The sequence below is a fragment of the Erythrobacter longus genome (assembly GCF_000715015.1).
Taxonomy (GTDB): domain Bacteria; phylum Pseudomonadota; class Alphaproteobacteria; order Sphingomonadales; family Sphingomonadaceae; genus Erythrobacter; species Erythrobacter longus.
Window position 1 is genome coordinate 566426 of sequence record NZ_JMIW01000001.1, and the last position, 20586, is coordinate 587011.

The window sequence follows — 20586 nt, forward strand, 5'->3', positions numbered from 1 at the left end:
TCCTAACGCGTTGGATAATTCGGGGCTTCGCGGGTGATCGCGACATCATGGACGTGGCTTTCGGAAAGCCCGGCATTGGTGATGCGAACAAATTGCGCGCGTTTTTGCAGGTCGGCGATTGTTTCGGAGCCAGTGTAGCCCATAGCCGCTTTTACCCCGCCCACCAATTGGTGGATGACGTCTGCTGCTGGACCCTTGAACGGAACCTGTCCCTCAATCCCTTCAGGCACCAGTTTAAGCGCCGAGACGTCTTGCTGGAAATAGCGATCAGCCGAGCCGCGCGCCATTGCGCCGACACTGCCCATGCCGCGATATGCTTTGTATGAACGACCTTGATAAAGGAACACTTCGCCCGGGCTTTCGGCGGTGCCGGCCAACATGGAGCCGACCATCACGCTGGAAGCGCCAGCAGCCAATGCCTTTGCCGCATCGCCCGACGTGCGAAGCCCGCCGTCTGCGATCACGGGAACACCGGACTTGGCCGCTTCTTCCGCGCTTTCCATAATGGCGGTCAATTGCGGCACGCCGACCCCTGCGACCACGCGGGTGGTGCAGATGGAGCCCGGACCAATTCCGACCTTCACCGCATCTGCGCCTGCATCAATCAAGGCGCGCGTTGCCTCTGCGGTGGCGACATTGCCCGCGATCACCTGAACCGAATTGGAGAGCGCTTTCACACGCTCAACCGCGCGGCCCACATCCTTGTTGTGGCCGTGCGCTGTATCGATCACGACGACATCGACTTCGGCATCAACAAGCGCGGCAGAGCGCTCAAAACCCTTGTCACCAACGGTGCTCGCCGCTGCGACGCGAAGGCGGCCTGCGGAGTCTTTGGTGGCATCGGGATAGGTCACGGCCTTTTCGATGTCTTTGACCGTGATAAGACCGATACACTTGTAATCATCATCGACGACCAGCAGCTTTTCAATCCGGCGTTGGTGAAGGAGCCTGCGTGCGTCTTCCTGCCCTGTGCCAAGCGGCACGGTCGCCAAATTCTCGGTCGTCATCAACTCGCGCACGGGCTGAGCGGGGTTTTCCGCAAAGCGCACATCGCGGTTGGTGAGAATGCCGACAAGCTTGCCAGCATTATCTGTAACCGGAATGCCGCTGATCTTGTGCAAGTCCATCAGTGCTTGCGCATCGCCGAGAACTGCGTCTGGGCTGATCGTGATCGGGTTCACCACCATTCCGCTTTCGAAGCGCTTCACCACGCGAACGGCGGCGACTTGCTCTTCTACGGTCAAATTGCGGTGAAGCACGCCAATGCCGCCCAATTGCGCCATGACGATGCCCATATCGGCCTCTGTCACTGTATCCATAGCAGACGACAGGACCGGGATATTGAGCGCAATATCTCGCGTCAGCTTCGTATGCGTTTTCGCCATGCTCGGCAGAACATTGCTTTCCGCAGGACGAAGCAGGACATCATCAAAAGTAAGGCCAAGAGGGATTTGGGTGTGCACGTGGGTCAGCTTTCTATGGCAAGAGCGAATCGTGCAGGTCCCTGTAGGACGCATCTCGTCATCGCGCTAGAGGACGAGAGCAGGTAATCGCCGGTTATTGTGAAGCTTGTGTGTCAGCGGCCGGATATGACAGCGTGTTTGCCACGCGTTTCACCAATGCCTCATGCAGCAAAAGGTCATCCACTGCTCCGCCCAACTCAATCCCGGTAATTTCATCACCCGGTCGGTGGTACCGTGACGCAAGATAAGGCCCGAGCACAATTTCGGACGAAAACGCGGTGGAAACAAGCACGGATGGCACGCCCTTTTCAAGCAAAGCCCAGCCATCGTGGCGTTGCAGGAAGGTGGCGGCAAATTCGCGGTTGCCAAGCTGACCGCCGCGTTCGCGCACAACCTCTTGAATCACGCTATCAAGCGGAGTGCGCCCCTCGCCCACAAATCCAAACGCCTCTCCTGCGCGGGCCACCGCGACGGAATCGAAGTTAAACGAGGCTACAATGCTGTCGAGAGGGATCGCGGGTTCTTTTACAAATGCTTTCGCGCCCAAAAGCCCAGCCTCTTCCGCGCTGGTTGCAAGAAAATAAATGTCGCGTTCAAGCGGTGGACCTGCCTTCAACCGTTGAGCAAGCTCCAGCATGAGCGCAAGGCCTGAGGCATTATCAACAGCGCCATTGCAAATCGGATCAGGCGTCCCTGCCGCGCATTCGCCCAAATGGTCCCAGTGCGCCATCAAAAGAACCGTGCCAGAGCCGGGAAGCGATCCGGGGATCATCCCGATGACGTTAGAGCTGGTAAATTTGCGGCGGATAGAATGCACATCAATTGCGATGGTTGCGGCAAGGACTTCAAATTGAAAATCCCGCTCGTCTGCGCGGGCGATGAGCCTGTCCCATTCGCCAGCAGGCAAAGCAGCGGCAAACGCTTCGCTGGTGACAAATGCGCTCAACCGGTCCGAGGCTTCTGAGGCAAGGATCAGCCTTTCGCGGGCAAATCGGCTGCGTTGCCGTTCCAGCGCAACGCGCCCTGGCACCACCGAAAGGATTGCTGCGGGGTTAGCGGCAAAAATGCTTTCTGCCACCAATGGATCATTGCCAGCATCAGCCAGAATAACGATCCGGCCTGTTAGCTCGCTATGTGGAAGGCTGCGAAGGCCGTTGCCCACGAACACGACCTCGACCCCGTCGATCAGCACCCTGCTGCTGAGGGAAAAGGCAAGACTGCTCTCAATCGGAAGGACAGAATTGCCCCTGTTCGTCCGCACGGTGATTTCATGATCGAGCGGGACAGAGCTCAAAAGCTCAACCGGCGCGCGCCACGCGCTTCCGGGATCATTGGTGCCCGATTGCAGGCCGACCGCTTGCATTCGTTCGATCAAATAGGAAACGGTCTGTTCACCGCCCGGAGTGCCCGGCCTGCGACCACCAAACTCTTCGCTTGAAAGCACTTCGATATCGCGCATCATGCGTGCAGCGATTGCATCGCGCTCTGCCTGTGGATCAGGCCCAGACGGCACCGTGGCGCAGGCCGAAAGGCCCGCACACACAAAAACGGTCAGAAAAAGGCGCACCCAGACGCTCATCCAGCGGTCCAGCCCCCGTCGATGCTCCAATTTGCCCCTGTCACATTGCCCGCCTCCTCGCGGCACAAGAACACTGCAAGAGCGCCGATTTCGTGAGGCTGAACGAACTTCTTGGTGGGTTGTTTGGCCAAAAGGACATCGTTGATGACTTCCTCGCGGCTAAGCCCGCGCGCGGCCATCGTATCGGGGATCTGCCCCTCGATCAGAGGCGTCCAGACATAGCCCGGCGAAATGCAATTGGCGGTCACGCCCGTCTCTGCAAGTTCAAGCGCGATGGTCTTGGTAAAGCCATCGACCGCGTGTTTGCTGGCGTTATAGGCGCTTTTGAACGGCGATGCGGTTTTGGAATGGGCACTGGCTGTATTGATAATCCGGCCCCAGCCTTTTTCCTTCATATACGGCACAGCCATGCGCGTGGTGTGAAACACGGCGCTAAGATTAAGGCCGATGATCTGGTCCCATTTCTCAGTTGGGAAATCCTCAACCGGCGACACGTGCTGCATCCCTGCGTTGTTGACGAGGATATCAACCCCGCCAATATCCTTCATCATTGCCTCAATCGCGCTTGTATCAAGCAGGTTTGCGCCCGTGTGGCTCGCGCCAAGTTCTTCGCAAAGCTGCGCAATATCAGCCTCGTCGCCAAATCCGTTGAGAATGACTTCAGCGCCTTCGCTTTGCATGGCGCGAGCCATCGCAAGACCGATCCCCGAGGTTGAGCCTGTTATGAGCGCGCGTTTACCGGTGAGCATTGCCGAGTTCCTTTTCCCATTACAGCTTGGATTTTAGGCCATTGCGGGGCCCACCAAGACGTGTACCATGTTTCCCAATGCTTTTGCTTTGCTGGGCCGCTGTGTCCAGAAAATTGCGATGTGACGTAAAGTTTGGGCAAAGCTTGGGCGCAAAATTATCAGTGACCATACGGGCTCTTGGATGGCCCGCAATTGGACTTTTAGGGGAATTCGCAGTGCGGCTTGGGCGGTATGACACATCGAAGATCAAGGTCCGCTCCGGCGGAGGAAGCGCTCGCGGCGCAATGGGTGGCCGTGCTGGAAAAGCGGGAGGCGTGGGCTGCGGAACCATCATAATCGCGATTATCGCTGCGCTGGTCTTTGGGGTTGACCCCGCGCAAACGATTGGCGTTCTTTCCGGCGCTGAAGGTTCCGCGCCTCAAGTAAGCCAACAATCGGGCCTGAGCGAGGATCAACTGTGCTCGAGTGGCCCATATGCCCAAGAGGCGTGTGAGGCGATGACGAGCTTGAATGGCACATGGGCACCGCTTTTCCGGCAGGCAGGCTCGCAGTTTCAGCAACCCGAACTTGTGTTGTATCCCCCCGGCCCGATCACCACGCAAGGTTGCGGCAATGCAAGCTCTGCATCCGGCCCGTTTTATTGTCCTGCCGACATGGGCATCTACATCGAAACAGGTTTCTTCGATCAGTTGGCGCAAATGTCCGGCACCAATGGCGATTTTGCGCGGCTTTATGTGATGGCGCATGAATATGGCCACCATATCCAGAACCTGACCGGAGTTTCCAGCCAGGTGCGCAGCGCTCAGGCGCAAAATCCGCGCCGCGCCAATCAACTGCTCGTGCGGTTGGAATTGCAGGCCGATTGCTATGCCGGTGTGTGGGCGGGCATGAACAGCAATTTGATCGAACCGGGTGATCTTGAAGAGGGCATGCGCGCAGCAAGCGCTGTTGGTGATGACACGCTTCAACGCGGCGCAGGCCAAAGGATCAACCCCGAAAGCTTCACCCACGGATCAAGCCAGCAGCGCATGGAAGCGCTGAGACGCGGATTGAAAAGTGCGAATGCAGGAGCGTGTGATGTCTATTTCGAAGCCGGTTAAAGCGATCGCACTGGGCGGCTTTTTTGCGCTATTGGTGCCGCTTGGTGCGGCCAATGCGCAAACGGTTCAGGACGATCCGGACATGGCCGATGTCGCGCGAACACCGCTTGAAGACTTCAATATAGATTCAGAAGACGTCCCGGAGATATTGCTTACAGCGGCCGAAAATCCCTATGACGATACCGGCATCACCAATTGCAACGCCGTGGTTCAGGAAATCGCCGCGCTTGATAATGTCCTTGGGCCTGACTTTGATATCCCGCAGGAAGAAGCCAGTCGCATCAGCGCTGGCCGTGTTGCCAAGAGCGTGATTGGTTCGTTCGTGCCGTTTCGGGGCATCGTAAGAGAGGTTTCGGGCGCTAATAAGAAGCGCAATGAAAGGCGTCTTGCTATCACCGCTGGAATGGTGCGCCGCGCGTATCTCAAAGGTATGGGCGAAGCGCGCGGGTGCGCTTATCCTGCAAGGCCGCGCGAACCGGGCACCGAAATGCTGAACGCCGGATCATCCAACATCCCGCCCAATATCGAAAGAGACGCAGGCGATGATCCCAATCAGGACACTGCCCCGAATGAATGAAAAACCGGCGCAGGAGACGTATTCCTAGCGCCGGTTCTTTCATGTCACATAGCCGGGACTGCCGTTGGCAGGCGGCGGCTCGTCTGCATTAGCGAGCCTCGCTCTCCCAGCGGGAAATCACACGGTCAATGTCGCGAAGAGCAGTGCTCCTTGTGCCGCGATCCATGTCCGAACTCTTGATCGAACGGCGTGCTTCGCGAAGACCTTCAAGAGCCTGGGCCATCACGCGCTCTTGGCAGATGCGGATGATTCTTACGCCGTCAGAGCCCTCTTTTTCGGTTACGATCTGGCCTTTGTTGCCGCTGCAGCTTGATTCCACGCGGATCTCCTGACGACCCGCTTCATCACGCGCAGCATCTGCTTCAGACCGGGCTTTTTCGATGATTTCAGGAAGGTCTTCCATCACCTTGTTCGCTTCTTCAAGGCCCTCGCGCACTTCCTCAAGGATCTCTTCGATTTCCTCGTCGCTGAGGCGGCCTCGTTGGCCTTCCAATTCAAAGCGGTCGAAGAGTCGGCGTACGCTTTCGCGATTACGCAGCATAACCTTGGAACCCTCTGAACTCTCGAAAAAACGCTTGAGCTCTTCCCTGTTTTTATTGCTGCGGCCGGGGAAATCGGAACGGTCGAACAAACGAGACAAACTCTCTTTGCTGCGAAAGACGATGCGCGGCCCTTTGTCTCCATCTTCGGAGTTTAGGATAAACACGCTATCGCCTCGCGTCTCGATGCTCGATACCTCGCCATCGGGGTCAACTACGATGATCTGATCATCGACCAAAGGCGCGGCAGGGGCTTGCGGCGCGACGGGTGCAACGGGTGCTGCGGGATAGGCGGGCGGCGCTGCGGACACGCTTGGCGCTTCGGGGAAAGCAGGGGCAACTGGCGCTTCACTTGCGGCATAGCTGATCGAAGCGGTCATCGGCAGAGCCACCACAGCCGCACCCAGCAGGAATTTGCCCGCAGCGCGGCGCTTTGTACTCGTGTGGTCCATTTTCAGGCTCCTTAAACGGTGAATGATAGATTTATCGCCCAAAACCGGACAGGCCATCGGGGCGGTCAATGCATGGCTTGGGGCCACGGTAGGAGAGGCCACAAAGCTGACGATGAGGTTGGCGTAAATCTCACGCTCTTCGGTCTTTGCGCTCGCCATAACGCGGGCATCGCACGCAGCCTCTTGATCACGGCGAAGCGCCAGCCAGCCCAACCGGCCAAGCGGGTTCCACCAGTGAATGGCAAACAAAGGCTGGACCAGAACATTGGCCAACAAGTCGCCGCCTTTGTGGTGGGCAAGTTCGTGTGACAAGGCCAGATCGCGCGACTGGCGGTCAGGATGAGCCAAGAAGCCTTCGGGCAAGGCCACGACCTTGTCGATGACGCCAAAGGCAAGAGGCGCGTTGGTTCCTGGCGTTTCAACCAAACGAACCGATCCTTCGCGCCCAACTTCGCGGCCCTCTTCCAACAGCTCATCGCGGAGGCGGAAGTAGGCTGAAAAACGCGAGATCAGGAAAATGGCGGCGCCGACAAGCCACAAACTGACCCCTAGATCGACAAGCAGACCAGTATCGAAACTGCTTATGTCGAAACCAGAAGTGTGGGTAAGCGGGGATGTGGTATCGGACACCGCCATCCATGAACCATCAGGTTGCGCCACACTCGCGTTTTCAAGACGCGCGGGGGATGGTTCAAAGAGGGTAGCGGCAATGGGTTCTAACGGTTCAAGAGCCGCCAGCGGGGCTGCGGCTGTTGAGGGCTCAGCAAAGCGCATCCATGAAGGAAGCTCAATCGGGGGCAGCACCAACCTTAGCGCGGGCAATGCCCACAAGGCATACGCGATCTGCGGGCCAAAGGCGCGCGAAACCGGGCGACGGACCAACAGGACAAAGACGATCAGCACCGCTGTCCAGACAAGTGTTTCCAGCATCCAGCCATTGATCGCGGCGCTCATGACTTGAGCTCCTTAAGCAAAGCCTCGATTTCGCTGAGGTCATCATCGGTAAGCGCTTCTGTTTCCGCCAGATGAGCGACCAAGGACGCCGCGCGGCCACCAAACAGGCGATCCACCAAACGCCGCGATTCCCCGCCGACGTAATCAGAACGAGCGATCAGCGGTGAATAAATAAAACGCCGGCCATCAGGCCGCGTTTCAATCGCACCTTTTTGCACCAGCCTTGAAAGAAGCGTTTTGACGGTCGCCAAGCTCCATCCGCGAGCCTCGCACACAGTCTCGCATACATCCGATGCGGTCGCAGTGCCCTTGTCCCACAAAGCTTCCATGACCGCGTGTTCAGCTTCACTGATGCGCTCTGGGCTAAGCCGCTGCGAACTATTGTTGCCTGACTTACTCAAAACAGCCTCCTCTATTTTGCGAAGAAGGAAATGTGATTACGTGTGTAGTCATATCGACTACGCCTGTAAACATTGCTCCCAGATGAACATGCCTTTGCCCCCTTTGTTTCTCGGTAAAAGGCCGATATTGAGGGACGAATGACATGGAATGATTGTGTAAGGCCCCTTTTTGCTTTTGCGCTCGCCATAGGCTTGTGCCTTCCTGCCAACGCGCAGGACGAAATCTTTGCAGAGACAACGCCCGTTGCGCTCAATCCTGATGACCGCGCACAAGAAGAGGTCGGTGAACTCATCTATCGCGGTGGATTGGTGATTGCGCCGGGGGATGAGGATATCGGCGGCATTTCGGGATTAACCTGGCACGAAGACCGGCTTTATGCGGTAAGCGATGATGGCCATTGGCTTACGATTGAGCCCGATGAGATTGATGGCAGGCTCATTGACTTGCTCACTATAGAGCGCGGCCCTTTGCTCGATGAGCGCGGTAAGCAGCTGAAAGGCGAGGACGCCACTGACGCAGAGGCGATTGAACGTGTGGCCATGGGTGGTTGGGTGGTCGCATTCGAGCGTGATCACCGGATTATATATTACGCAGACCTTGATAGCCCGGGCACCTTGGTGAACGAAGCCGAAGCGGCCGACGCCCTTGCTCTTGTCATCGGAGCCGAACCAAACGCCGGGCTGGAAACGCTCAGCTTTACCCGTGACGCTTTTGTCGCTTGCGGAGAATGGGCCCGCGTCGGCGAAATGAACTGCGTGCGCTCTTCAACTGCGGGTCCCGTCAGGTTCGAACTTCCAGCTCCATCTCAGCTCGCTGAACACGGCGGAGCGCCCACCGATGCAGCCTGCCAGGAGGATGGCACTTGCTTTGTCCTTTTCCGCAGTTATCTCGCCCCTGAAGATAGTGGCGAAGGCAACCGGGCAGCCATCGTAAAACTGCCATTGGAAGGCGACCCGGAAACGCTCGCCATATTCACCCCGCCCTTCACCCTCGACAATTTTGAAGGGCTTGCGGTTCGCCAAGAAGAGGGAAAAACCGCACTCTATATCGTCTCGGACAACAATTTCTCTGACGATCAACGCACGCTCTTGATGAAGTTTGAGGTTAAGGCGCCGGAACCGGTCATTATCCCGCCCCCTCCAGAACCAGAAATCGTCTATGAGACAACTGATGTGGTCCTTCAAACCACAAAAGGCGACATCACTATCCGCCTTGAGGTCGAACGCGCGCCGATCACTGCTGCCAATTTCCTCGCTTATGTTGATGAAGGCCGCTTTGATGGGACCACCTTCTATCGCTCGGTCAAATTCAGGCTTGAGCCTGACCCTTACGGCCTTGTCCAAGGGGGCACGCAATATGATCGAAAGCGTATGCGGCCCAATATCGCGCATGAGCCGACCAATGTGACCGGCCTAAGCCACACAAATGGCGCGGTCTCCATGGCGCGGGTTGGTCCAGGCACCGCCAATGGCGATTTCACCATCATGCTTGGTGATTTGCGCAGCCTTGATGCAAAACCCGACAGCGCCAACCGGGACGAACGCGACGGGTTCGCGGTGTTCGGCTATGTCATCGACGGCATGGACGTGGTCGCCGCCATCCACGCAAGCGAAGCGGATCCGAGGGAAAAAGGCGCACTCGCCGGGGAAATGCTTGCGCGGCCCGTTGTGATTACAAAAGCCGTGAGAGCTGAAGTTCAGCCGGAATAGCTATTCCGCAACCGATGGACGGCCCACCGGCTCGCCCACTTCTTTTGGAATACCCGCCTCAAGCGGCGCAAGCCAATCGCTTACCCCTGCCCCAAATGCGCTTTGCGGGAGCGAGGCGAGAAGGCGCTGCTGTGCTTCCCAACCGGCAATTGTCAAAGACGCTGCGCGCGCTGCATCATTGAGGCTTTGCGGTTTGCGCAATTCCCGGTTGATCAAGGCATCGCCAAAGAAGGTCCAGTCGTTTTCAGGCTTGCAGCCAAACGAATTGCGCTGAGATGCAGAAGCGGTGAGAATTGCGGTATCGCGCGACGACAAAGCGGGCACAAACACGCCCGAATGGCACGCGCTGATGATCAAAATTCGCCGCTCTATGCCAAGTTCTTCAAGCACCGATTTAAGCCGTGCAGGCGACAAAATTCCGTAGCCTGTATCGCCATAATGATAGGCCAGCCCCAGCTTGTTGCCATGGCTGGTGGTGTAAAGGACGAGCACGTCTTCTGAGGTGTCCATCACCGTCGCCACATGAAACAGCGCAACAAAAAGGTCTTCAATCGATCCTTTTGCCAGATCGTTGCGCACCCCGTCAGGCCCGGCAAGAGTGAGAACGCGTCCACTCGCCTGGTATCGGTTTTCCAGAACGCGCGCCGCCTCACGCGCCTCTCTGGCAAAGACGAGATCGCTATCAAGAGCGACCGAGATGACGAACGCGTCCACAACGCCGGGGCGTTGCGGCTGGATCGCTGAAAGCTGTGCGTCAAGGCGGCGGCGTTGTTCGACGATCTCACGGATGGGGACCGCGCGTTTAAGCTGGGGTGCGCCTTCCATGCTGGCCGCCTGCTCTGCCGGGCTTTGGCCACTCGCGATATTGGGCCAAGGCTTGGAATGCGCGGACGGATAGTTGGGATTATCTTGCGCGGTCGCGATTTTTGGCAGGATAAGTGACGCACAACACAGCACGCTCGCAAACCCAATGCTAATCGCTTTGACCATGGACAAACCATCACGAAGCGTCGGCCTTACGTCAAGCCCAAGCTCCGGGATAAAAACAATCCGATTGTACCGAGGCGACAATGTGAAATTGTGTCGCGGGCGTACAATCCACAAGCGCAAAGCGCGCGTAGAGCGAAACTCACGGGTGCAAGCGACGAAGTAGGGGGATTATTATGAACAGCGAGACAAAGACGAAGCAAAGTGCAGCGCAGGCGAAGGCACCTGCGCAAAGCCTCGTACATGGCCTGTTTGGGCGCAGGATTTCCGGCCCGCTCGACGCCGCCGTTGAAACAGGCGAGCTCACAGGTAAAGCGGCCTGATTGCAGACGTTACCAATTTCTGGTAACGCTTGGCGCATGGGAAAGAATACCAGCATATCGCTCAGCGAGCGCCACCAGAAGTATCTGCAATCCAAGGTCGATTCCGGCGAGTTTGCGAGCGTGAGCGAAGTTGTGCGTGATGCCGTGCGGCGTTTGGAAGAGCGAGACTTGCGGATTTCAAACCTGCGGGAATTGATCCGTGAGGCCGAGGAAAGCGGGCCTCCTATGCCGTTCGACTGGGATGCTTTCATGGCCGAAAAATTCCCGAATGCTTGAGATCGAGTACCTGCCCAGAGCGCTATCGAAAATCGCCGAAATCTCTGATCAGACAATTGCCGATTGGGGCGAGGCTCAGGCCAAGAGATATATCGCGGGTTTTCGGGAAACTATCGAGCTAGCGGCGGAGTTTCCCGGCATGGGTGCGCGGGTCTATGGCCTTCCCGCGCAGTACCGCAAGGTTCCGTCAGGTGTGCGTTTCATCATCTATCGAGCGAACGACGATGTCCTGACCGTGGTTCGAATTATCCATGAGCGGGAAGACGTGCCTGAAGGTCTTGATGATATTTAATGCAGGTCTTTAGCATCGACGAGGCCGGTGCGATGCATAGGCGTTAGGAAGATCAATCTTTCAGCGACGAAATCTGATCATCAAGTTTCGGATAAAAGCGAGACCACATTCTTGCTGCAAGGCAAACTTTGCTAGCCCTATCTTCGAGATATGCGAGCGAAAAAGGCTCATGTCTCATCTCAGCTCCACCTCGCACCGCAAAGAAATCTCTGAACTTGACGACGGTCTCTTTACTTGTTGAGCCGGAGAGCGCCGACTGCGCGCCATGCGCAAGGATATCTCTCAACGGTGCGTACTTTTCTAGCAACGCTACAAAGCGCAGGACACGGCTGGAGTTCGCGTCAAGAGGGCCTTCGATTTCGCATGCCTTGACGAGAAACTTGATCCGATCAGCTCGCCGTGAAGGAAAGCTGTTCCGCAGGCTTAAGTATTCTTCATGCATCGAAAGGCGAATGGACAACTCGGTTAGACCGGTCTCTATGGTGCCAACACCAGCTATGTAGGCACCTCGTGCCAACAAAATCCGCTCAAGATCAGGAATTTGCAGCCAAGGCATCACCTCAACACGGTAGGGGTGAGATGACCAGTCTCCCGATATCAAATCAATAAACCCGCGCTTTCGGCTCGATGTAGCTCACATCTTCAGTGAGCGTGTACTCATGCACCGGACGATAATCGATGCGGATGTTGCTGCCTTGGCCGCCCCAGCCTTCGAACCATGCGACCGTGTGCTTCATCCACTCTTTATCGTTGCGATCCGGGAAATCTTCGTGAGCATGCGCGCCGCGGCTTTCTTTGCGGTTGGCGGCCGATGCCATGGTGACATTGGCCTGGCTCATGAGGTTATCAAGCTCGAGCGTTTCAATGAGGTCGCTGTTCCAGATAAGCGATTGGTCGGAGACGTGGATGTCTTCCATCCGCTTGTTCTGCTCGGCGAGCAGTTTGACGCCTTCGTCCATCAATTCGGTGTCGCGGAACACGGCGCAGTGTTTCTGCATCGCTTTTTGCATGTCCGAACGGATTGCTGCGGTTGGTGAGCCACCTTTGGCATAACGGAAGTGATCGAGACGCGTGAGAGCGAAGTCTGCGCTGTCGGTTGGCAACTCAGGCTGCGATGCGCCGGGAGTAAGGTTGTCCTTAAGGTGCAGACCGGTTGCGCGGCCAAAGACCACAAGGTCGATCAGCGAGTTTGAACCCAGACGGTTCGCGCCGTGGACCGACACACAGGCCGCTTCGCCCACGGCATAAAGGCCCGGCACAACCTCGTCAGGATTGCCGTCCTTGCCGATGGTCACAACCTGGCCGTGATAGTTACACTGGATGCCGCCCATGTTGTAGTGAACGGTCGGCGTCACGGGCAGAGCTTCGCGCGTCAGATCGACGCCTGCGAAAATCTTGCCGCTTTCGGTGATGCCGGGAAGACGCTGGGCCAGAACGTCTGGCGCAATGTGGTCAAGGTGGAGGTGAATATGGTCGCCGTCTGCGCCAACCCCGCGCCCTTCGCGCATTTCGAGAGCCATTGAGCGGCTGACAACATCGCGCGATGCCAGGTCTTTTGCGGAAGGTGCATAACGCTCCATAAAGCGCTCGCCTTCGGAGTTTGTGAGATAACCACCCTCGCCGCGTGCGCCCTCGGTGATAAGAACGCCTGCGCCGTAAATGCCGGTCGGGTGGAATTGCACAAATTCCATGTCCTGCAGCGGGAGCCCTGCGCGCAGCACCATGCCGCCGCCATCGCCTGTGCAGGTGTGTGCAGAGGTCGCGGTGTAGTAGCAACGGCCATAACCGCCGGTTGCCAGCACCACGCTCTGCGCGCGGAAGCGGTGGATCGTGCCGTCATCGAGGCACTGCGCCATAACGCCAACGCACTTACGCACGCCATCGACGTCGGCCATAATCAGGTCGAGCGCGAAATATTCGATAAAGAAGTCGGCGTCATACTTCAGGCTTTGTTGGTAAAGCGCGTGAAGCATCGCGTGGCCGGTACGGTCGGCAGCCGCGCAGGTGCGCTGTACCGGCGGACCATCGCCCATGTTCTGCATGTGGCCACCAAAGGGGCGCTGATAAATCGTGCCATCTTCGTTACGCGAAAACGGAACGCCCGCGTGCTCAAGCTCGTAAACCGCCTGGGGTGCTTCGCGCACGAGATATTCAATCGCATCCTGATCGCCCAGCCAGTCTGACCCCTTTACGGTGTCATACATATGCCAGGTCCAGTGATCGGGCGTATTGTTGCCAAGCGATGCCGCGATCCCGCCTTGCGCCGCAACAGTGTGGCTGCGGGTGGGGAAAACCTTGGAGATGTTTGCGGTGCGAAGCCCAGCTTCGGCAGCGCCCGTGGTTGCACGAAGGCCAGAACCGCCTGCCCCTACAACCACCACATCATAGGTGTGATCGATGATCTTATAGGCGTCGTTTGCGGGCTTAGTTGCCATCAGGCAGCTCCTGTAAGGGCTAGACGCGCAATGCTGAACAAAGCGAATGCGCCGCCGCCAAATGCGGCAAGGTTAAGGGCGGTTAGCGTTCCGAACTTCAGGCCCGCTTCGTGGACATAATCCTCAATCAGGACCTGAAGGCCGAGCTTTGCGTGGTAAAACACGCTGATAATCAAAAGCATCATAGGTACGGCAGCAATCGGCTGAGAGATCCAGCCAGTGACCGTTTCATATGAGAAATTCGGGAGAAGGACGAAGCTTACGATAAGCCACGTCATCAAGATGAGATTGCCCACGGCGGTCGTGCGAGCGACCAGCCAATGATGTGCGCCTTCGTGTGCAGAGCCAAGCCCGCGAACGCGTCCGATTGAGGTTCCATTACCCATGGATCAAGCCCCCTTACCCAGAATAATGTAGGACCAAAGCGCGATGGTCAGGACAATCGCGATGATCGGTGATGCAATCGACCAGAACCGGTTGGTGTCGAGTTCATAACCTGCACCAATATCGAGGACGAAGTGTCTCAAACCGCTCATCATGTGGGTAAAGAACGCCCATGTAAGGCCGACCAGCACAACATAGCCGATGGGCGAAGTCGCAGCCCACAAGAAAGTTTCATATGCCTCAGGCCCGCTCGCAAGCGCGCCAAGCCACCACACCAGAACGCCAAGGCCGACCAAGGCCATGCCGTCTCCGGTTGCGCGGTGAAGGATCGACACCAGCATATGCGGTCCCCACCGCCATATCTGGAGGTGCGGCGAAAGCGGTCTTTGGCTCATACTCGTCTCATGTTGATTGTTTATCCCCCAACCCACTTAGCGAAGTGGGCCCCACAAGCAAGCCTAGACCCGCTCGACTTTACTTGCAATTTTCCCGATAGGGGGTTGCATGAGTTACATTCTTCTCACCGGATCAAGCCGCGGCATCGGGGCGAGCGCCAAGGAAGCGCTGGAAAAGCGCGGGATCACAGTAATCGGGCACAGCACGCGCGGCGAAGAGCCCGATACGATCGCGGCCGATTTTGCCGACCCGATGGCTACACAAATGCTGTGGAATGAAGCACTCGAGAGGAGCGGCGGCGATATAATCGCGCTCGTCAACAATGCCGGATTGTTCGAACACAACTCGCTTGATTCGTCCGATATTGAATGGCTCGACCGGTGGGAGGATACCCTGCGGATCAACCTCACCGCCGCTGCACAACTCAGCCGGTTTGCCGTACGCCATTGGCAAGGTCGCCTTGCCGGCAAGAACGGCGAACGCGGGCGTCTTGTCCATGTTGCAAGCCGCGCCGCATATCGGGGCGATTCGCCCGCTCACTGGCACTATGCCGCTGCCAAAGGGGGCATGATTGCGATGCACAAGACCATCGCGCGCGCCTATGGTGCAGAAGGCATTTTGAGCTTTGCAGTGACGCCCGGTTTTACCGACACATCCATGGCAGGAGATTACCTGCAAAGCCGCGGCGGGGCCGGGCTTTTGGCCGATATCCCGCTTGGCCGGGTGGCAACTCCCGAAGAGATCGCGTCCATCATCTCCTTTTGCGCACTCGATGCGCCAGCCAGCATGACGGGCGCGGTTATCGATGCCAATGGAGCAAGCTTTGTTCGTTAGGATTGCGCGTGCACTTGCCGCATCGCTCATTACCCTTTCCGCTGTCGCTTTTGCGCAAGAGCCGAAGGTGGATATCCCCGCCGATCAACAGGCTTTTGTCGATATCTGCAAGCCATGGGACGAATGGGACAAACCTGCCCCACCCTTCGAGATTTACCGCGACACCTATTATGTCGGGACCTGCGGCATCGCCGCGATCCTTATCACCGATGAGGAGGGCCATATCCTGATCGACAGCGGGACCGAGGCAGGCGCGGATGTGGTCATGGCCAATGTGGCGGCGCTGGGCTTTGACCTTAAAGATGTGCGCTATCTTTTGTATAGCCACGAACACTTCGACCACGTCGGCGGCATGGCAAAGCTTCAACGCGCAACCGGCGCACTGGTGGTCGCTTCAAAAGCCGCAGAGCCCGTGCTGACATCAGGCGAAGATTCGCTGGCGGACCCGCAGCACGGGATGCACGAACCGTTCGAAGGGGTTGCCGTAGGACGGATCATGGCCGCAGGAGACATCCTAGAGCTGGGCGGCACCACCATTCGTGCGATCGAAACACCCGGCCACACCCCTGGCGCGATGAGCTGGTGGTGGCAGGAATGCAAGGAACGCTGCGAGAATATCGTCTACGCCGACAGCCTTTCTCCCATCAGCCGCGATGACTACCGATTTGGCGATCACCCCGAATATGTCGCCGCATACCGCGCCGGACTGGTCGCATTGGGGCGTGAGGACTGCACCGTTTTGCTGACCCCGCACCCTTCGCACAGCCGCATGATCCGCCGGATGCAAGAGGGTGATCTGATCGAAAACAGGCAAGGGACGCGGCCATGTGCCCGCTATGCAGGGCAAAAGCTGCTCGACCTTGAAACGCGACTTTCCAATGAAACGCTATCCGAAGAAGATCGGGCCCAATGAAAAGCTGGAAACTGATTGCCCACGCGCCCAAAGAAACCGTGCAAGCGGCTCTCCTCGCGCATGACGAGATTGAGGAATGGGATTACGATCTTGTGATTTCCGGGCGGGAGATCAGCGAGGACCGCCCCCAGGATTGGGTTCTTGAAGGGTGGTTTCCCACCAAACCAACCGCAACCCAAAAGCGGGCGCTCCAAAGCCTGTTTGAAGGCAAGGCCCCAACTATTTCAGTGGAAGAGCTGCCCGATACAGATTGGGTGAGCGAAAGCCAGCAAGGCACCCCGCCCATAACCGCTGGCCGTTTCTTCGTGCACACGCCGGATTTTGATCCCGACCCCGACCTTATCAATTTCACCATTCCCGCAGCACAAGCGTTCGGCACCGGCCAGCACGAGACAACCGCAGGATGCCTTGAAGTTTTAAGCGCGATGAAATCCACCGGGATGCGCGCGCGCAGCATCGCTGATATCGGGACCGGCACCGGACTGCTCGCCTTTGCCGCTGCCAGATTGTGGCCCTCTGCCCGTGTCACCGCATCCGACATCGACCCCATCTGCGCCGATGTCGTCCACACCAATGCAGAGCTTAACTCGGTGGCGATTGGTCCCCTGCCCAATCAGGTGACAATGGTGATCGCTGACGGGATGGACGACCCGCTTTTGCGATTGCGCGGGCCCTATGATCTGTTGATCGCCAATATCCTTGCAGGGCCTCTGGTCGAGCTTGCCCCTGATTTTAGCGGTTCGGTTGCTCCGGGGGGAAGCCTGCTTCTCGCGGGCCTTTTGAGCGGGGATCAGGAAAGCGCTGTGCGCCGCGCATATCGCCGCATGGGCTTTCGCTTGGTCGCCAGACTTGAGCGGGGGGATTGGGCGATTCTGTGGTTCAGGCGGAGGCGTCTGACCTAACCGACTGCATTTTCGAGAAAATTCAGCGCATTGCGCGTAAAGGCATACATATTGGCGATCCGGTCATCGCTTGCCGTCTCCAAAACGGTATGCGCTTCAAACCCGTCAGGACCGGCCACTGCTACAACGCTAAGCCCCGAAGGCGCGCCGCCGGGATGGGCGGAACCACCGACCGACCCGCTTTCGGCAAGGCCCCAATCGGCCTGCATATTGTCCCTGATCGAACGCGCCTGAAGCGTCGCATATTCCTTGCACGGCCCGCGAATGCCTTTGTAAGCCTCGCGCGGCTGATCGAACAGGACATCGCGCGCGCGAAAGGAATAGACCACGCCGCCGCCAACGAAGAAATTGAGCGCTCCGGGAACCGTCAAAAGGCTCGCCATAATCAGCCCGCCGGTCGCCCCATCAGCAACGGCGAGTTTCTCCCCGCGTGCGCGCAGACCTTCTGCGATACGAAGCGCTTGGGGGTGAAAGTCGCGAAGCGGGTCCATCAGTCTCCCTTACCCGCGCTATCATCCACGTCTTCGTCGGCGTCCGACTTGCCCGCCCCGGTCATTGAAAGAGCAGCCCCGATCGCAACGCCTACACCGATGCCAAGCGCCAGATTGTCCAAGGCCACTCCCAAAGCGACCCCGATTGCAATGCCGGCTCCCAAACGGGCGCCCTTATTATCGGCCATACTCATCCTGCTGCCTCCACAATCGCCGCCCATCCCGCTTCATCAACCACTTCGATGCCGAGGCTCTCAGCCTTCTTGAGCTTCGATCCCGCTCCCGGTCCTGCGACCAGAAGGTCGGTCTTGGCGCTCACGCTGCCTGCCGCCTTTGCGCCTAAGCGTTCGGCCTGCGCCTTGGCTTCATCGCGGCTCATGGTTTCGAGTTTGCCGGTGAAGACAACCGTCTTGCCCGCGACACGGCTTTCCACCGTTTCCACTTCGTAACGCGGCGGGCTCACAAGGGAGAGCAAATCTTCCCACACCGCGACATTGTGCGGTTCGTGGAAGAAGTCGCCCAGCGCTTCGACAACGCTGGGGCCGATGCCGTCGATTGCCAGAATATCCTCCCCGCTTCGGGGAGGGGGACCAGCTTTGCTGGTGGAGGGGCTCTCGCCGCCCTCACCATGATCTTCGCCTTTCCCCCCCCCCCCCCCCCCCCTCTCGCCGCCCTCACCATGATCTTCGCCTTCCCCTCCCCCATCCTGCGGATGGTCCCCCTCCCCTGAAGGGGAGGATGCGGGGTCCACGGCTGCGCGGAGCGCCTCCAACGTCCCGAAATTCTTCATCAAATCACGCGCCGTCACCTCGCCAATGTGGCGAATGCCAAGGCCAAACAGCAGCCGCGCAGCATCGGGTTCGCGCTTGCTATCCACAGCTTCTAACAGCTTATCGACAGACTTATCCTGCCACCCTTCAAGCGCCAGAATATCCTCGCGCCGCTGCCGAAGCCGGAAGATGTCTGCAGGACTTTCAAGCCAGCCTTTTTCAAAGAATTGAGCAATGGTCTTCGTCCCGAAGCCATCAATGTCGAGCGCCTTGCGACTGACAAAATGTTCAAGCCGCTGTGTGCGCTGTGCCGGACAGATTAGGCCGCCAGTGCAACGCACGTCGACGTCATCATCCTGCGCCACCGCCTCGCTGTCGCAAACGGGGCAATGGTCGGGGAAGATGAAAGGCTCGCGCGGTTCATCACGGGTCAGGTTCTCGACCACTTGCGGGATAACATCGCCAGCACGCTGGATCACCACCCGGTCACCGGGACGAACGCCAAGCCGTTCAATCTCGTCGCGGTTGTGCAAGGTAACATTGGTCACCGTCACACCGCCCACCAGCACCGGAGCAAGCCTGCCCACAGGGGTCAGCTTACCCGTGCGCCCGACCTGAATGTCGATGGCTTCAAGAGTGGTTTGCGCACGCTCTGCCGGGAATTTATGCGCCAGCGCCCAGCGCGGAGCCTTCGCCACAAAGCCGAGGCGCTGTTGGTAATCGAGCCGATCGACCTTATAGACCACGCCATCAATTTCATAAGGAAGGTCAGGCCTTTGACGCCCGATTTCTTCATAGTGCGCGATCATTTGATCGACCGTTTCAGTGCGCGTGAGGAAGGGCGACAAGGGGAAGCCCCAGCTTTCGATTCTGCGCATCATGTCGCTTTGCGTGTCGCAAGGAACCTCGGACGCCGCGCCCCAGCCATAGGCCCAGAATTTGAGCGGACGCTTTGCGGTCACGCTCGCATCCTTCTGGCGGAATGACCCAGCGGCGGCATTACGCGGATTGGCGAAAAGTTTTGCGCCTGCCTCTTCCTGAGCCGCGTTCAGTGCAGCAAAATCGGCGCGCGACATATAAACCTCGCCGCGAACCTCGAAAACATCGGGAACGCCGCCCTCGATATTGGCCGGTAACTCTTGTGGAATGTCAGAAATATGCCGGGCATTGGGCGTCACATCCTCGCCCACCTGCCCGTCCCCGCGCGTGGCGGCGCGGACCAACTTGCCCTTTTCATAGCGAAGCGAGCACGAAAGGCCGTCGATTTTGTCCTCGGCTGTAATGACAACCGGATCGCTTTCGGACAGGTTAAGATAGCGCCTCACCCGCGCCACCCATTCGGCGACTTCTTCGCGGTTAAAGCCATTGTCGAGGCTCATCATGCGAACCTCGTGGGTGACTTTGCTCAAAGGCGAAGCGGCAATTTCGTGTCCCACCTTTTTGGATGGACTGTCATCCCGGATCAGATGGGGGAAAGCCTCTTCAATCTCGCGATTGCGGCGCACCAGTGCATCATATTCCGGGTCCGAAATCTCGGGCGCATCTTCGGCATGATAAAGTTTGTCGTGATGAGCGATTTTTCGCGCAAGCCGCATCAGTTCATTGGCGGCATCGACTTCAGACATTTCTTCGGGTTCAAGAGACATTTGTAGCATTCAGAAAGATGATGGCAGCAATAACGCTCACCATGGACTGGATCATCCAACGCTTCCACCCACCGGCAAGAAATTCCTGCGGGCGAAGCGCCAAAAAAAGGTTCAGCAGGCCCAGAACCGTGATCGTTGCCATAAGCGCAAAGCTCAGAAGCGTCGCATAAGGGAATATTGAACTGACCCAATCGGGCGCTGTGCGACCGTTTGGGATCATCAACTCAGCAGCACGAATTCCCCACATAAGAAGGCCAGCAAGACCAAACAGGGTACCAGCAAGGGACAGCAGAACAGCCGGAATGACCACCAGACCGCGGGCTTGCTTTTCGGATTGTCTCATTGACCATTCCCCACCGACGACCGCTGATTGCAATCGAGCGTTCACTCCACCGGGACGCTATGCCTCAGCC

Annotated in this window: 23 protein-coding genes; 9 read left to right on the plus strand and 14 right to left on the minus strand. The window is 57.9% G+C overall.

Annotation, left to right across the window (positions count from 1 at the left end; translation table 11 throughout):
- Positions 1 to 2: 2 nt before the first annotated feature.
- The 3 genes from guaB to EH31_RS02735 all read right to left on the minus strand — a co-directional run bounded on the left by guaB (position 3) and on the right by EH31_RS02735 (position 3791).
- Positions 3 to 1463 carry an IMP dehydrogenase gene (guaB, locus tag EH31_RS02725; RefSeq protein WP_034957930.1) on the minus strand — a complete coding sequence of 487 codons (1461 nt, stop codon included), beginning with the start codon at positions 1461 to 1463 and terminating at the stop codon, positions 3 to 5.
- A 94-nt stretch (positions 1464 to 1557) separates the two neighbouring features.
- Positions 1558 to 3042, minus strand: a complete 1485-nt coding sequence (locus EH31_RS02730; protein WP_034957931.1) for a M20/M25/M40 family metallo-hydrolase — start codon at positions 3040 to 3042, stop codon at positions 1558 to 1560.
- Positions 3039 to 3791, minus strand: a complete 753-nt coding sequence (locus EH31_RS02735; RefSeq protein ID WP_034957932.1) for a 3-hydroxybutyrate dehydrogenase — start codon at positions 3789 to 3791, stop codon at positions 3039 to 3041. The genes EH31_RS02730 and EH31_RS02735 overlap by 4 nt, the downstream gene beginning before the upstream one ends.
- Before the next feature lie 215 nt (positions 3792 to 4006).
- Here EH31_RS02735 and ypfJ point away from each other — a divergent pair, with 215 nt between their 5' ends.
- Both ypfJ and EH31_RS02745 read left to right on the plus strand, forming a co-directional pair.
- Positions 4007 to 4891, plus strand: a complete 885-nt coding sequence (gene ypfJ, locus EH31_RS02740) for a KPN_02809 family neutral zinc metallopeptidase (protein WP_034957933.1) — start codon at positions 4007 to 4009, stop codon at positions 4889 to 4891.
- Positions 4869 to 5468 carry a hypothetical protein gene (locus EH31_RS02745; RefSeq protein ID WP_199796990.1) on the plus strand — a complete coding sequence of 200 codons (600 nt, stop codon included), beginning with the start codon at positions 4869 to 4871 and terminating at the stop codon, positions 5466 to 5468. The genes ypfJ and EH31_RS02745 overlap by 23 nt, the downstream gene beginning before the upstream one ends.
- An 88-nt stretch (positions 5469 to 5556) precedes the next feature.
- Here the strand turns inward: EH31_RS02745 and EH31_RS02750 are convergent, their stop codons facing one another.
- The gene (locus EH31_RS02750; protein ID WP_034957934.1) at positions 5557 to 7413 is read right to left on the minus strand and encodes a M56 family metallopeptidase; all 1857 of its coding nucleotides are present in this window, start codon (positions 7411 to 7413) and stop codon (positions 5557 to 5559) included.
- Positions 7410 to 7814, minus strand: a complete 405-nt coding sequence (locus tag EH31_RS02755) for a BlaI/MecI/CopY family transcriptional regulator (RefSeq protein ID WP_034957935.1) — start codon at positions 7812 to 7814, stop codon at positions 7410 to 7412. Before EH31_RS02755 ends, EH31_RS02750 begins: the two co-directional genes overlap by 4 nt.
- A gap of 138 nt (positions 7815 to 7952) precedes the next feature.
- Here EH31_RS02755 and EH31_RS16645 point away from each other — a divergent pair, with 138 nt between their 5' ends.
- Positions 7953 to 9524, plus strand: coding sequence for an esterase-like activity of phytase family protein (locus EH31_RS16645; protein ID WP_051698874.1), 1572 nt, complete (start codon positions 7953 to 7955; stop codon positions 9522 to 9524).
- Here EH31_RS16645 and EH31_RS02765 read toward each other — a convergent pair whose 3' ends face one another.
- Complete coding sequence (locus tag EH31_RS02765; RefSeq protein ID WP_051698875.1) at positions 9525 to 10514, minus strand: C13 family peptidase; 990 nt, start codon at positions 10512 to 10514, stop codon at positions 9525 to 9527.
- Positions 10515 to 10687: 173 nt separating this feature from the next.
- Here EH31_RS02765 and EH31_RS17625 point away from each other — a divergent pair, with 173 nt between their 5' ends.
- The 3 genes from EH31_RS17625 to EH31_RS02775 are packed head-to-tail and all read left to right on the plus strand — an operon-like array spanning position 10688 to position 11402.
- Positions 10688 to 10834: a hypothetical protein gene (locus tag EH31_RS17625; protein ID WP_161782117.1), complete on the plus strand. Its 147-nt coding sequence runs from the start codon at positions 10688 to 10690 to the stop codon at positions 10832 to 10834.
- 36 nt (positions 10835 to 10870) lie between these two features.
- Positions 10871 to 11110 carry a type II toxin-antitoxin system ParD family antitoxin gene (locus EH31_RS02770; RefSeq protein ID WP_034957936.1) on the plus strand — a complete coding sequence of 80 codons (240 nt, stop codon included), beginning with the start codon at positions 10871 to 10873 and terminating at the stop codon, positions 11108 to 11110.
- Positions 11103 to 11402, plus strand: a complete 300-nt coding sequence (locus EH31_RS02775) for a type II toxin-antitoxin system RelE/ParE family toxin (protein WP_034957937.1) — start codon at positions 11103 to 11105, stop codon at positions 11400 to 11402. Before EH31_RS02770 ends, EH31_RS02775 begins: the two co-directional genes overlap by 8 nt.
- Before the next feature lie 52 nt (positions 11403 to 11454).
- Here EH31_RS02775 and EH31_RS02780 read toward each other — a convergent pair whose 3' ends face one another.
- From EH31_RS02780 to sdhC, 4 genes are read right to left on the minus strand one after another with little or no spacing between them, the layout of a single operon-like run.
- A complete protein-coding gene (locus EH31_RS02780; protein WP_034957939.1) occupies positions 11455 to 11958 on the minus strand; it encodes a hypothetical protein in 504 nt (167 codons plus the stop codon).
- Positions 11959 to 12004: 46 nt separating this feature from the next.
- Positions 12005 to 13837, minus strand: a complete 1833-nt coding sequence (gene sdhA / locus EH31_RS02785; protein ID WP_034957941.1) for a succinate dehydrogenase flavoprotein subunit — start codon at positions 13835 to 13837, stop codon at positions 12005 to 12007.
- The gene (sdhD, locus tag EH31_RS02790; protein ID WP_034957942.1) at positions 13837 to 14223 is read right to left on the minus strand and encodes a succinate dehydrogenase, hydrophobic membrane anchor protein; all 387 of its coding nucleotides are present in this window, start codon (positions 14221 to 14223) and stop codon (positions 13837 to 13839) included. Before sdhD ends, sdhA begins: the two co-directional genes overlap by 1 nt.
- Positions 14224 to 14226: 3 nt before the next feature.
- Complete coding sequence (sdhC, locus tag EH31_RS02795; protein ID WP_034957943.1) at positions 14227 to 14616, minus strand: succinate dehydrogenase, cytochrome b556 subunit; 390 nt, start codon at positions 14614 to 14616, stop codon at positions 14227 to 14229.
- Positions 14617 to 14725: 109 nt separating this feature from the next.
- Here sdhC and EH31_RS02800 point away from each other — a divergent pair, with 109 nt between their 5' ends.
- Genes EH31_RS02800 through EH31_RS02810 form a run of 3 tightly spaced genes read left to right on the plus strand, consistent with a single transcriptional unit; the run spans position 14726 to position 17266 of the window.
- The gene (locus tag EH31_RS02800; protein WP_034957944.1) at positions 14726 to 15451 is read left to right on the plus strand and encodes an SDR family NAD(P)-dependent oxidoreductase; all 726 of its coding nucleotides are present in this window, start codon (positions 14726 to 14728) and stop codon (positions 15449 to 15451) included.
- Entirely contained in the window at positions 15441 to 16364 is a 924-nt protein-coding gene (bla, locus tag EH31_RS02805) for a subclass B3 metallo-beta-lactamase (protein ID WP_161782118.1), read from the plus strand. Before EH31_RS02800 ends, bla begins: the two co-directional genes overlap by 11 nt.
- The gene (locus EH31_RS02810; RefSeq protein WP_034957947.1) at positions 16361 to 17266 is read left to right on the plus strand and encodes a 50S ribosomal protein L11 methyltransferase; all 906 of its coding nucleotides are present in this window, start codon (positions 16361 to 16363) and stop codon (positions 17264 to 17266) included. The genes bla and EH31_RS02810 overlap by 4 nt, the downstream gene beginning before the upstream one ends.
- On the opposite strand, the gene EH31_RS02815 is transcribed toward EH31_RS02810, so the two are convergent.
- The 4 genes from EH31_RS02815 to EH31_RS02830 are packed head-to-tail and all read right to left on the minus strand — an operon-like array spanning position 17263 to position 20516.
- Positions 17263 to 17757 (minus strand): CinA family protein, encoded by a 495-nt coding sequence (locus tag EH31_RS02815; protein ID WP_051698877.1) that lies wholly within the window; start codon positions 17755 to 17757, stop codon positions 17263 to 17265. The two genes, EH31_RS02810 and EH31_RS02815, sit on opposite strands and share 4 nt — an antisense overlap.
- Positions 17757 to 17945: a glycine zipper domain-containing protein gene (locus EH31_RS02820; RefSeq protein WP_034957949.1), complete on the minus strand. Its 189-nt coding sequence runs from the start codon at positions 17943 to 17945 to the stop codon at positions 17757 to 17759. The genes EH31_RS02815 and EH31_RS02820 overlap by 1 nt, the downstream gene beginning before the upstream one ends.
- 2 nt (positions 17946 to 17947) lie before the next feature.
- Positions 17948 to 20173: an NAD-dependent DNA ligase LigA gene (ligA, locus tag EH31_RS02825; protein WP_034957950.1), complete on the minus strand. Its 2226-nt coding sequence runs from the start codon at positions 20171 to 20173 to the stop codon at positions 17948 to 17950.
- Complete coding sequence (locus tag EH31_RS02830) at positions 20163 to 20516, minus strand: hypothetical protein (protein ID WP_034957951.1); 354 nt, start codon at positions 20514 to 20516, stop codon at positions 20163 to 20165. Before EH31_RS02830 ends, ligA begins: the two co-directional genes overlap by 11 nt.
- Between the last annotated feature and the right edge of the window lie 70 nt (positions 20517 to 20586).